At 70.3% G+C, this 12,344-nt stretch carries 10 protein-coding genes; 7 read left to right on the top strand and 3 right to left on the bottom strand.

The features are described 5' to 3' along the window. Positions 1 to 5: 5 nt before the first annotated feature. The 4 genes from mtrB to hpf all read left to right on the top strand — a co-directional run bounded on the left by mtrB (position 6) and on the right by hpf (position 4,906). Positions 6 to 1,700, top strand: a complete 1,695-nt coding sequence (gene mtrB, locus ACRVYW_RS05125; RefSeq protein ID WP_431802336.1) for an MtrAB system histidine kinase MtrB — start codon at positions 6 to 8, stop codon at positions 1,698 to 1,700. Continuing rightward, positions 1,697 to 3,382 (top strand): LpqB family beta-propeller domain-containing protein, encoded by a 1,686-nt coding sequence (locus ACRVYW_RS05130; RefSeq protein WP_431802338.1) that lies wholly within the window; start codon positions 1,697 to 1,699, stop codon positions 3,380 to 3,382. The genes mtrB and ACRVYW_RS05130 overlap by 4 nt, the downstream gene beginning before the upstream one ends. 91 nt (positions 3,383 to 3,473) lie before the next feature. Then, positions 3,474 to 4,157, top strand: coding sequence for a ComF family protein (locus ACRVYW_RS05135; RefSeq protein ID WP_431802340.1), 684 nt, complete (start codon positions 3,474 to 3,476; stop codon positions 4,155 to 4,157). A gap of 89 nt (positions 4,158 to 4,246) precedes the next feature. Further along, positions 4,247 to 4,906, top strand: coding sequence for a ribosome hibernation-promoting factor, HPF/YfiA family (gene hpf, locus ACRVYW_RS05140; protein WP_431802342.1), 660 nt, complete (start codon positions 4,247 to 4,249; stop codon positions 4,904 to 4,906). A gap of 147 nt (positions 4,907 to 5,053) precedes the next feature. Here the strand turns inward: hpf and ACRVYW_RS05145 are convergent, their stop codons facing one another. Beyond that, the gene (locus tag ACRVYW_RS05145; RefSeq protein WP_431802344.1) at positions 5,054 to 6,373 is read right to left on the bottom strand and encodes a hypothetical protein; all 1,320 of its coding nucleotides are present in this window, start codon (positions 6,371 to 6,373) and stop codon (positions 5,054 to 5,056) included. Positions 6,374 to 6,572: 199 nt separating this feature from the next. Between ACRVYW_RS05145 and secA the strand changes: the two genes are divergently transcribed. Together secA and ACRVYW_RS05155 are read left to right on the top strand one after the other, a co-directional pair. Continuing rightward, positions 6,573 to 9,380 carry a preprotein translocase subunit SecA gene (gene secA, locus ACRVYW_RS05150; RefSeq protein ID WP_431802346.1) on the top strand — a complete coding sequence of 936 codons (2,808 nt, stop codon included), beginning with the start codon at positions 6,573 to 6,575 and terminating at the stop codon, positions 9,378 to 9,380. Positions 9,381 to 9,431: 51 nt separating this feature from the next. Continuing rightward, entirely contained in the window at positions 9,432 to 10,655 is a 1,224-nt protein-coding gene (locus ACRVYW_RS05155) for a pyridoxal phosphate-dependent aminotransferase (RefSeq protein WP_431802348.1), read from the top strand. Positions 10,656 to 10,712: 57 nt separating this feature from the next. Here ACRVYW_RS05155 and ACRVYW_RS05160 read toward each other — a convergent pair whose 3' ends face one another. Beyond that, positions 10,713 to 11,174: an Rv3235 family protein gene (locus ACRVYW_RS05160; RefSeq protein ID WP_431802350.1), complete on the bottom strand. Its 462-nt coding sequence runs from the start codon at positions 11,172 to 11,174 to the stop codon at positions 10,713 to 10,715. 120 nt (positions 11,175 to 11,294) lie between these two features. Here ACRVYW_RS05160 and ACRVYW_RS05165 point away from each other — a divergent pair, with 120 nt between their 5' ends. Continuing rightward, a complete protein-coding gene (locus ACRVYW_RS05165) occupies positions 11,295 to 11,891 on the top strand; it encodes a hypothetical protein (protein WP_431802352.1) in 597 nt (198 codons plus the stop codon). Between the two features lie 149 nt (positions 11,892 to 12,040). Here the strand turns inward: ACRVYW_RS05165 and ACRVYW_RS05170 are convergent, their stop codons facing one another. Further along, positions 12,041 to 12,322 (bottom strand): helix-turn-helix domain-containing protein, encoded by a 282-nt coding sequence (locus ACRVYW_RS05170; RefSeq protein ID WP_431802354.1) that lies wholly within the window; start codon positions 12,320 to 12,322, stop codon positions 12,041 to 12,043. Positions 12,323 to 12,344: the final 22 nt, after the last annotated feature.

A 12,344-nucleotide genomic window follows, 5' to 3' on the forward strand; every position in this document is an offset into this window, starting at 1 on the left:
TCATCATGACGGCGACCGTGACCGTCCCGGCGTCGCGCGGCTGGCAGGGGTGGCGTGACTGGCGGTCGTGGCCGGCGCGGTTCGGCACTTCGTGGCGGCGTTCCCTGCGGTTTCGCACCCTCACCCTGACGCTCGGACTCACGGCCCTGGCGATCCTCGGGGCCTTCGTCACCATGGCCCTCGCGATCCAGAACGACCTCTTCGAGTCGCGCGTGAACCAGGTGCAGGCCGCCGTGGCCCGAGCGACGGCGTCGGCACAGGATGCGCTCGATTCGGCGCAGGTCGACGGCGACCCGGTCGCCCTCGACGCCCTCATGGAGTCGGCGATCACGTCGACCACGCGCCAGGCGGGCACGGACATGGTCGCGGCATTCCGCGTCTCCGACGCTCCCTCGGCCATCGCCCCGCAGGACTTCAGCCTCAACGGACTCACCGCGAACATGCTCAGCGACGGGCTGCGCGAGCGCGTGCGCGGAGACGCGGAGCAGCGCTGGTGGCAGTCGATCGGGCTGCCGGGCGCCGACGGCCAGGTCGTCCCGGGTGTCGTCGTGGGGCAGCAGTTGATCTTCCCGGGCGTCGGAGCGTACGAGTTCTACTTCGCGTACGACCTGGCCTCCGAGGCGCAGACCCTCCGCTTCGTGCAGGTGACGCTGTGGCTCGTCGGCGCAGGGCTCGTGCTTCTCATCGGCATCATCTCCTGGCTCGTGCTGCGCTCCGTGACGGCGCCGATCGCCGCTGCGGCCGAGACGAGTGCCAAGCTCGCCGCAGGCGATCTCGGGGTGCGTCTGGGGGTGCACGGCGAGGACGAGTTCGCGACGCTCGGCCGCTCCTTCAACGCCATGGCCGACTCGATCGAGGCCCAGATCAAGGAACTCGCCGAACTCTCACTCGTGCAGCAGCGCTTCGTCTCCGATGTCTCGCACGAGCTGCGGACGCCGCTCACGACGATCCGCCTCGCGAGCGACATGCTCAACGACCAGCGCGACACCTTCGACGCCACCACCGCGCGCGCCGCGGAACTGCTGCACGCGCAGGTCCAGCGATTCGAGGTGCTCCTCACGGATCTTCTCGAGATCAGCCGCTACGACGCGGGGTCGGTACAGCTCGAGAACGAGCCCACGAGCCTCGCGCACCTCGCCGAGGACGTCATCTCGTCGATGAGTCAGCTCGCCGAGCAGCACGGCACCGACGTGCGGCTCGTCGCCCCCGGGGGATATTCCCCCGTCGACATGGATCCGCGGCGGGTGCGGCGGATCGTGCGGAACCTGCTCGGCAACGCGATCGAGCACGGCGAGGGGCGCCCGATCGTCGTGACCGTCGACAGCGACCAGAATGCGGTGGCGCTGGGTGTCCGCGATTTCGGCCTCGGCATGACCGCCGCCGATGCGGAGCGCGTGTTCGACCGTTTCTGGCGCGCAGACCCCTCGCGCAAGCGCACGATCGGCGGCACCGGTCTCGGGCTCTCGATCGCCCTCGGCGATGCGCGCCTGCACGGAGGCGCCCTCGCTGTCTGGTCCGAACCGGGGCGCGGGACGAACTTCGTCCTCACCCTGCCGCGGCGAGATCAGCCGATCGGGACGTCCACCCCGATCCCCGTCGATCCCGGCGACGACGGGGCGTCGCTGAACGACCTCGGTCTGACGCAGCCGATCACGATCGCCCCGGCATCCCTGCCCGCCGACGAGGAGGCCCGCTCATGACGGCCCGTCGCAGGATCGCGCAGGCGATCGCCGCCGTCGCTCTCGTCCTCGCCCTCGCCGCGTGCGGCAGCCTCCCGACCAGCGGGCCGGTCAACGCCGGCGAGCCGATCGCGGATGACGAGACCCAGAGCAACCCCGTCTTCATCCCGCGGGGCCCCGCGAAGGATGCCACGCCGCAGCAGATCGTCGAGGGCTTCATCGCCGCGGGGTCGGGGCCGCAGGGCGACTGGGAGACGGCGCGGCTCTTCCTGGACGATGGCGTCGAGTGGAACCCGCGCGAGAGCGTCACGGTCTACAGTCCCGGCGATCGCGAGATCGAGCAGACCGGCGACACCACCTTCACGCTCTCGGTCACACCGGCAGCGACCGTCGACGACACGGGCGAGCTCTCGCCCCTCGGCGGCAGCGGGCCGATCCCGCTCCGCTACACGCTCGCGCAGAACGACGACGGGCAGTGGCGCATCACCGAGGCGCCGCCGGGGATCGTCCTCGACAGCACGCGCTTCGTCGCGGTGTTCTCGAGCTACGCCCTGCAGTTCTTCGATCCGACCTGGACGTACCTCGTGCCCGACGAACGCTGGTTCCCGCGTGAGTACGCGCGCACCCGCATCGTCGAGGCGCTCGTCAACGGCGGCCCCTCGACATGGTTGCGGGGGTCAGTGGCAAGCGCTTTCACCGACGGCGCGCGCCTGGCGAACAGATCTGTCCCGATCTCCTCGAGCGTCGCCTCCGTCTCGCTCCAGGACGGCGCGCGCTCGCTCGACGCGACGGTGCTCGATCGCATGCAGACCCAGCTCGAGGCCTCGCTCAAGGAGGCGGGCGTCCTCGGTGTCGAGATGGTCGTCGGGGAGCAGCTGCTTCCCGCGACCGCCGTCACGGTGCGCCTGACCCGCGTCGACCCGAACCCGCTCGCGGTGACCGAGCAGGGGTTCGGATTCGTGTCGGGATCGACGGTGGACGAGATCCCCGGGCTCTCCGACGCGGTCGTCCAGATCGACGCGACCGACATCGAAGTCGACGCCGACCGCTCGATCGCCGCCGTCCGTGACCACGCCGGCGCCGTCTGGGCGGCCGAGAGCGACGGGACGCGCACGCTCATCGACAATCGGCCCGGCCTCGTGGCGCCCTCGGTCGACCCCTTCGGGTACATCTGGACGGTGCCGGAGTCCTCGCCCGGTGCGGTGATCGCCCACGCGGCGGACGGCACCGAGGCGCCCATCGCCGACGCCTGGACGGGCACCGTCCAGATCCTCGCCCAGCGCGTCTCGCGCGACGGCACGCGCGTCGCGGCGATCGTCCGCGACGGCGAGGGATACGCCCTGTGGGTCGCAGGGATCGTCCGAGACAGGACCACCAACGCCCCGACGGGGCTCGGCGAGCGGAGAGTGCTCGCGATCCTCTCCGAGCCGACGGCGGTGCTGACGTGGACGGATGCCTCGACGCTCGCGCTCCTCATCAGCGAAGACGACGAACCATGGCTCTACACGCAGCAGATCGGCGGATTCGCGAAGCTGCAGCGGGCGCCCGCCGGAGTGACCATGGCTGCGGGCGGTTCGCAGTCCGGCGGCATCCGCGTGAGCGATGCGGAGGGCGTGCTGTACACGCAGCGCGGGACGGCGAACTGGCAGCAGCTGGCCACAGGCATCCTGGTGCTCGCGGTGCAACAGGGCCTGCCGCGCTGACGTCTCCTCCACAGGAGGCGGATCGGCGGACTTCTCCACCGATCGCGCTCTCCGCGTCACGGCGGGCGGTGCGCGGCGCCACACTGGTCGGATGCCTGCCCTCCCCGCCCGCGTGAGCACGGCGTTCTCGGGCGCCCTCGCGCTCGTCTTCCCCGTCTGGTGCGTCGGGTGCGACCTGCCCGACGTGGCGCTGTGCGCTGCGTGTCGCGACGCGCTCGCGCCCCGGACTCTCCGGCGCCGTCTCGATGGGCTGAGCGTGCACTCCGGCTTGGCCTTCGAGGGCGTGGCGGCGCGGGCGCTGCGCGCCGCCAAGGAGGAAGGGCGCACGCGCCTTCTCTCCGCGCTGGCCCCGGCGCTCACGACGGCCGTCGACGCGGCGCTACGCAGTGTCGGCGGTGGCGGGGCCCCCGTGATGCTCGTCCCGGTGCCGACCTCGGCTGCCGCGATGCGTCGCCGCGGCTATCGGGTGGTCGAGATCCTCGCCGCCCGCGCCGCCCTCCCCACCCGCCGCCTGCTCACGGTGGGAGGCTCCACCGCCGACCAGCGCACGCTCGGTCGCCGCGAGCGGGCCGAGAACGTCTCCGGCCGTATGCACGCCCGAGGCGCAGAGGGCCGTCGCGTGATCCTCCTCGATGACGTCGTCACCACCGGTGCGACCCTTCGCGAGGCCACCCGCGCGCTCGTCGCGGCCGGAGCGCAGGTCGTCGGTGCGGCCACCGTCGCCTCGACGCCGCGTCGCGGATCGGGGTCCTTTCTCACGGCATCCGACGCGTGACATGCGACCCGCACCCCGATAGCGTTGGAGAGACCAAGGCGAACTCAGGTTCTCCCTTGACCGGGAGAACCGGAACAAGGAGGTCAAGGATGGAAACCAACATCGTCGGCGTGGGTGTGAGCATTTCGGATCGCTTCCGCACCGTGGTCGAAGAGAAGTCCGTCCGCATCGAGAACCTCGCCCCCCGCGCGCAGCGGCTCGATGTCAAGGTCACGCACCGGGCGTATCACAACGGCTCCCGCGAAGAAGAGACCGTCGAGCTGACGCTCACCGGAAAAGGCCCCGTCGTCCGCGCTGAAGCGACCGACGGCGACAAGTTCGTCGCCCTCGACCTCGCCGTGGACAAGCTCGCCGAGCAGGTCCGTCGCGCGAAGGAGAAGCGCGTCGATGCGCGGAACCACCCGCGCGGAGCGAAGCTCGACAAGGAGAGCGGCGCCCTTTCGGGCATCGACGTGCAGCCGGCGTCGGCCGACGTGCTGCGGGCCGTCGCGACGGGGGAGATCCCCGTCATCGGGGAAGACGGCGACGAGGACTACACGCCCGTCGTCATCCGCACGAAGAACTTCGACGCGGAATGGATGACCGTCGAAGAGGCCGTCGACCGCATGGAGCTGGTCGGCCACGACTTCTTCCTCTTCATCGACGCGCGCTCCGACCACCCGAGCGTCGTCTACCGTCGCAAGGGCTGGGACTACGGCGTGATCTCCCTCACCGCGAGCGCGCCCCCGAGCGCCGAGCTCGCGTCCTGACGCGCGGGCTCTGATCTTCGTCGCGGATTCTCTTCGTCGCGGATTCGGAGATCGTGCACAGAATCGGATGCCTCGCGCTGAGGCATCCGATTCTGTTCGTCTGATCCGAATCCGCGCGCCGCGTCGGGGGTGAGCGCGTCGACAGGCTTAGTCGAAGATGCCGTCGAGGATCGAGCCGATGACCAGCCCGCCCAGGATGCCGTTGACCATGCCGCCGCCGTTTCCACCGCGGCGGCCGCCGCCCATTCCGCCCCACCCGTCGTCATCGGGGCGTGAGGAGTCGATGTCGCGCTGCGCGAGCTGCAGCGCCTCGGAGGCGAGCTGACCGCAGCGGCGCGCGCTCAGGAGCGCGGCCTCTCGGTCGTCCTCGGGGATCGGGGTCGGGAGGTTCGCGAGGTCCAGGCGCAGACGCTCCGCCTCAGCGAGTCGCGTGCGTGCGTCGGCGCCGATCCAGCCGCGGTGACCCGAGATGACGCTGCGCGCGACCCCGAGCTGCCGGTCGGCGTCGTCGATCGCGTGACGCACGTGCGACTCGGGGGGCACGGGGCGCGCGGCGCGTTCGCGGGCCTTGTCGACCGCGGCGTCGAGCGCCGCGTTCGCGGCCCGAAGGCGCGTCAGCTCGGCGAACGGGTCGGGCTTCGCGCCCGCCGGCGTGAGGGAGAGGAGCTCCTTCTCGAGCTCCGTCATCGCGGCGGCCACCGCGGGCACGTCGCGCAGATCGCGGGCGGCCGCGATGTCGTCCCGCGAATCGTCGACGATCGCATCGAGGGTCGTCTCGGCGCGCAGCGCCTCGACCTCGAAGGCGTCCACGGCATCCAGCAGCGTCGTCGCACGGCGGCTCGCCTCGATCGCCGTCTCGAGTGCGAGGTTCGCCTGCTCCCGCTGACCGGTCTCACGACGCGCGGTGGAGATGTCGGCGCCGTGGAGGGCGAACTCGAGCAGGTGCCCGGCTTCGCGGGCGTTCCCGGCGACCTTCCGCAGGGCCTCTGCCGAATAGCGGTCCGAGAGCCGTGCGAGCGCCGCCTCGGCGCGGGGGATGCGCGCTTCGTCGCGGGCGACGTCGCGGCGGATGCCGTCGATGATCTCGGGTGCCCGGCGCGCCCGAGCGACTGGCTCGGCGAGGGCTTCCAGGCGATCGTCCAGCAGGGCTTCGGCCCAGTCGCACAGCTGCACGATGCGCGCGTTGCGCGTGCGCGCCTCTTCGGGGGTGTCGGGGATCTCGTCGTGGTTGAGCTGATTCAGGTGGAACGCCTCACCGAGATGGGTGCGCACCGCTGCGAGCGCGTCGCGAAGGTCCTTGGTCGCGTCGCGCCCGAGCTCGAGCTCGGCGAACATGAGTTCATCGGCGGTGAGACGCAGCCGCTCGTCGGCGGCCACCAGGGCGGCGTCGGCGCGGCGGCCGAGCTCGGCATCCTGCGCAGCGAGCTCTGCGCGCTCTTTCTTGCGTGTGCCCCAGAATCCGGCCATGGTCCGATCCTAGGCGGCGCGATCGCGTCGGGGGCGGGTGCGGGCGCGAGACGGATGCGCCTCGCAGGAAACACAGGTCACAGACGGGTAACATGACGAGGTGTGCTGTGCCCGCCGCGCGCAGCCCCGATCGACAGCCCCGATCGACCGCCCCTGATCGAAGGTCGCGTCGACCGCATCCGACAGATGGAGATCCTCCGTGGCCAACCCTCTCGAGAAACTGCTCCGCGCCGGTGAAGGACGCATCCTCCGCAGGCTTCAGCAGGTCGCGAAGGCCGTGAACGCCCTCGAAGAGGACTACGCGCAGCTCACCGACGAAGAGCTGCGCGGCGAGACCGCAGAGCTCCGCGCCCGCTACGAGGCGGGGGAGTCGCTCGACAAGCTCATGCCCGAGGCGTTCGCCGCCGTCCGCGAGGCCGCGAAGCGCACGCTCGGGCAGCGCCCCTACGACGTGCAGATCATGGGCGGTGCGGCCCTGCACCTCGGCAACATCGCCGAGATGAAGACCGGTGAGGGCAAGACGCTCACCGCGACCTTCGCCGCGTACCTCAACGCGATCGCCGGCAAGGGCGTCCACGTCATCACGGTCAACGACTTCCTCGCCTCCTACCAGTCCGAGCTCATGGGCCGCGTCTACCGCGCGCTCGGCATGACGACCGGGACGATCATCGCGGGCCAGCCCCCCGAGGTCCGCCGTGAACAGTACGACGCCGACATCACCTACGGCACGAACAACGAGTTCGGCTTCGACTACCTGCGCGACAATATGGCGTGGCAGAAGCAGGACCTCGTCCAGCGCGGCCACTTCTTCGCGATCGTCGACGAGGTCGACTCGATCCTCATCGACGAGGCGCGGACACCCCTCATCATCTCCGGCCCCTCCTCGGGCGAGGCGAACCGCTGGTTCGTCGAGTTCGCGCGCATCGCCAAGACGCTCGAGGCGGGCGTCGACTACGAGGTCGACGAGAAGAAGCGCACGATCGGCGTGCTCGAGCCCGGCATCGAGAAGGTCGAGGACTACCTCGGCATCGACAACCTCTACGAGTCGGCGAACACCCCGCTCATCTCCTTCCTCAACAACTCGATCAAGGCGCTCGCCCTCTTCAAGCGCGACACCGACTACGTCGTGATGAACGACGAGGTCATGATCGTCGACGAGCACACCGGCCGCATCCTGGTCGGCCGACGCTACAACGAAGGCATCCACCAGGCCATCGAGGCCAAGGAGGGCGTGCCCGTCAAGGCCGAGAACCAGACGCTTGCGACCGTCACGCTGCAGAACTATTTCCGCCTCTACGAGAAGCTCTCCGGCATGACCGGTACCGCCGAGACCGAGGCGGCCGAGTTCATGTCGACCTACAAGCTCGGCGTCGTCCCCATCCCGACCAACAAGCCGATGATCCGTAAGGACCAGGCCGACCTCGTCTACAAGAACGAGCAGGCGAAGTTCGCGCAGGTCGTCGAGGACATCGCGCGTCGCCACGAAGACGGCCAGCCCGTCCTCGTCGGCACCGTCTCGGTCGAGAAGAGCGAGTACCTCTCGCGCCTGCTCGCGAAGAAGGGCATCAAGCACGAGGTCCTGAACGCGAAGAACCACGCCCGCGAAGCCGAGATCGTCGCCCGCGCCGGGCGTCTGGGCGCCGTCACCGTCGCGACCAACATGGCCGGCCGCGGCACCGACATCATGCTCGGCGGCAACGCCGAGTTCCTCGCCGTGCAGGAGATGAAGTCGCGCGGACTCGACCCCGTCGAGACGCCCGAGGAGTACGAACAGGCGTGGGACGAGGTGTACACCCACATGCGCGACACCGTCGCCGAAGAGGCGACGAAGGTCGTCGAGGCGGGCGGCCTGTACGTGCTCGGCACCGAACGCCACGAGTCGCGCCGCATCGACAACCAGCTGCGCGGACGCTCGGGCCGTCAGGGCGACCCAGGTGAGAGCCGCTTCTACCTGTCGCTCACCGACGACCTCATGCGCCTGTTCCAGTCGGGCGCCGCGGAGGCGATCCTCGCGCGCGCGAACTTCCCCGACGACGTCGCGATCGAATCCGGCATGGTCTCGCGCGCCATCAAGAGCGCACAGAGCCAGGTCGAGGCGCGGAACGCCGAGATCCGCAAGAACGTCCTCAAGTACGACGACGTCCTCAACCGTCAGCGCGAGGCGATCTACGCCGACCGCCGTCAGATGCTCGAGGGCGACGACCTCTCCGGCCGCGTCGAGCACTTCATCGAAGATGCGATCTCCGCCGTCATCGACGACCACACCGGGGCCGGCCACACCGAGAGCTGGGACTTCGATGCACTGTGGACGGAGCTGAAGACGCTCTACCCCGTCAGCGTAACGATCGACGAGGTCGTCGCCGAGAGCGGCAGCAAGGGCCGGGTCACCTCTGACGTCATCAAGCGCGAGATCCTCTCCGACGCGAAGATCGCCTACGCGAAGCGCGAAGAGACGCTCGGGTCGGCGGCGACGCGCGAGCTCGAACGCCGCGTCGTGCTGCAGGTGCTCGACCGCCGCTGGCGCGACCACCTCTACGAGATGGACTACCTCAAGGACGGCATCGGCCTGCGGGCGATGGCCCAGCGCGACCCGCTGATCGAGTACCAGCGCGAGGGCTACGCCATGTTCCAGGCGATGATGAGCCAGATCAAGGAGGAGTCGGTCGGCTTCCTCTACAACCTCGACGTCGAAGTGCGCCAGCAGGGCGACGGGCAGGTCGAGGCGAAGGGTCTGCAGGGCCCGACGGTCGACGCCCAGAAGCTGCAGTACACCGCGGCCGGCGAGGGCGGCGAGGTCGAGGTGCGCAACGAGCGCGGTCAGGTGCAGCAGGCGGCGACGACCAAGGCACGCCAGCAGACGCGGCCTGCGGCATCCGCGCCGAGTGCTCCGGCGGCTCCCACCGCACCCGCTGCGCGCGGCGCGTTCGGGCAGCGGACGGATGCCTCATCCGCCGCACCCGCTCCGCAGAACCGCGCCCAGCGCCGCGCCGCCGACAAGAAGAAGTGACGGGCCACGGGTCGTCGATTGGCCCGCAGGCGGCGGCGATATCCTGATGCGATGAGCCCCCGCATCCTGGATCAATCGTCGAAGCTGAAGGACGTCCTCTACGAGATCCGCGGGGCAGCACTGGTCGAGGCCGACCGTCTCGAGGCCGACGGCCACCGGATCTTGAAGCTCAACACGGGGAACCCCGCCGTCTTCGGATTCGAGGCCCCGTACCAGATCGTCCGCGACATGATCGAGGCCGTTCCCACGTCGCACGGCTACAGCGACAGCCGCGGCATCATGTCCGCGCGGCGCGCCATCGTCTCGCGCTACGAAGAGGTGCCGGGCTTCCCCCGGTTCGACCCGGACGACGTCTACCTCGGCAACGGCGTCTCCGAGCTCATCACCATGACGATGCAGTCGCTCGTCGACACGGGAGATGAGGTGCTCATCCCCGCGCCCGACTACCCGCTGTGGACCGCGATGACGAGCCTCGCCGGCGGCACGCCGGTGCACTACCTCTGCGACCCGGAGGACGGCTGGCAGCCCTCCCTCGACGACATCCGCGCGAAGATCACCGACCGCACGAAGGCGATCGTCGTGATCAACCCGAATAACCCGACCGGCGCGGTCTACTCGCGCGAGGTGCTCGAGGGCATCGTCCAGATCGCGCGGGAGCACCAGCTGCTCCTCCTCTCCGACGAGATCTACGACCGGATCCTCTACGACGAGGCCGAGCACATCTCGCTCGCGACGCTCGCCCCCGACCTCCTGTGCCTCACCTTCAACGGCCTGTCGAAGACGTACCGCGTCGCGGGCTACCGCTCGGGATGGATGGTGATCACCGGAGACAAGCGCCGCGCCGAGGGGTTCCTGCAAGGCATCCAACTGCTCGCCTCCACACGTCTGTGCCCCAACGTGCCCGGGCAGCACGCCGTGCAGGCGGCGCTCTCGGGGGTGCAGTCGATCGACGCGCTCATCGCGCCCACGGGGCGGCTGCACGAGCAGCGGGATGCCGCGTGGGAAGGTCTCACGGCGATCCCGGGCGTCACGTGCCACAAGCCGGCCGGTGCGCTGTACGCGTTCCCCCGGCTCGATCCGGAGGTGTACGAGATCCGCGACGACGCGAAGCTCGTGTACGACTTCCTCGTGGCGGAGCACGTCCTGCTCGTGCAGGGGACCGGCTTCAACTGGGCGACGCCCGACCACCTGCGGGTCGTGACGCTGCCCGAGGCCCGGGTACTCAGTGAGGCGATCGAGCGCCTCGGCAACTTCCTGGCGTCATACCGGCAGTAGCGGCACGCGCCCGCGCGGGGCCGCAGCGGTCCGATAGCGCGGTCCTACAGCGCGGTCCTACAGTGCGGCGACGGACGTGGCGCGCCAGCGCCCGTCCCAGCCCTCGAGCCGGACGGCGACGGCGCGCGTCCGGGCGGGGCCGGCGGTGATGACGACACCTTCGATGACCCCGTCGGCGGGGGAGGAGGCGTGCGTCGAGACGATCCGGTAGGCGGGGCGGGCCGGCGTGACGTTGCGTGCGCTGCGGGCGCGGGCCGAGAGGTTCGCACGGGTGACGAGGGCGCGGAAGGCGTCTTCGCCGAGCCAGCGGGCGAGTTGGTCGGGCTCGCGCACACCGGCGAGGACCTCGAGCACGCCGATGGTGAGGTTGGCGAGCAGCGGCTCGGGGTCGGGCAGGTCCTGCGTTGCGGTGCGCTGCGGGGCGAAGTACTCGGCGACTTCGAGCGCCGAGCCGACGCGGGCCCTGCGGCGCGCGGCTCCGGGGGGCGGGGGAACCATGATGACCTCCTCGGACCTCATGCGGAAAGTGAATCTGACCTGGGATCGAGTAGAACACGGTGCCTCACGGGGTGGGATGAGAATGTCCTCACCTGTGGACAGACCCCTCGCGGCGCCGCGTCCGTCGCTTACGCTCACGGGGTGCGTTGGGATCGGTTCTTCGAAGACCTGGAAGGTCAGCTCGACTCCGAATGGGAGGCCGAGCGCGCCGCCCTGGACACCGAAGCCGAGCGGCTGCGACTGTCGCGCGTCCCGCTGCGCGATCGCCTCATCGCCCTCGAGCGCGACTCCCGAGAGGTCACGGCGCACCTGAGCGACGCGACGAGCGTGCAGGGGCGGATCGGCCGTGTCGGCGCGGATTGGTTCGCCGTCGTCTCGGGCGACGACGCCGCCGGTGCGGCGATCGTGCCGCTCTGGGCGGTGGTGGGCGTCGGCACCTCGCCCGACGCCGTGCTCGCGAGTGTGCGTGACGCCGACGCGGGTCCCGCACTCGGCCAGCGGATGGGGTTCGGTTTCGTGCTCCGCGACCTCGTGCGCCGCCGCGTCGCGGTGTCGGTGCACACGGCCGCGGCACGCACCCTCACCGGCACGATCGACCGCGCCGGCGCGGACCACCTCGACCTCGCGCTGCACGAGCCCGGCACCCCGCGGCGCGCCGGGAACGTCACCGGCTACCGGATCGTCCCGTTCGCCGCCGTCATCGCGGTGCGGCTCGCCTCGGCATCCGACCTCGCCTGACCGCACTGCTCCCGCTCTCCCCGACGTTCTCCTTGACCGCGAGACTGCATCTGCGCCTCGAAACTGCGGCCACGGACCGATGTCTCGACCCGCAGATGCAGTCTCGCGGGACAGAGGAGGGGAGAGGAGAGTGGAGAGGGGGGAGGGGGTCAGTCGCCGCCGCGGACGGGCCCGCGACCCCAGAGCTCGGGAAAGCTCGCCGCGTTCGACTCGCGCCACAGCGCCATCCGCCGGGCCTCTTCGGCCTGGTCGTCGAGGTATCCTTCGACGCTCGCCGCCTCGATGCGCCAACGTCCGGGGGAGCCGACCTTCATGCCGCGCAGGCGCCCGTCGATGATCAGCGCGACGACCTCGTCGACGGGGAGCTGGAGCATCTCCGCGACTTCGGCGGGCGTGAACAGGCGCTGTCCCGCGTCGGGTTCTTCGGGCATGAAGCAATTATGGTCCGCCGCG

This window comes from Microbacterium sp. bgisy203, assembly GCF_965345155.1.
Taxonomy (GTDB): Bacteria; Actinomycetota; Actinomycetes; order Actinomycetales; family Microbacteriaceae; genus Microbacterium.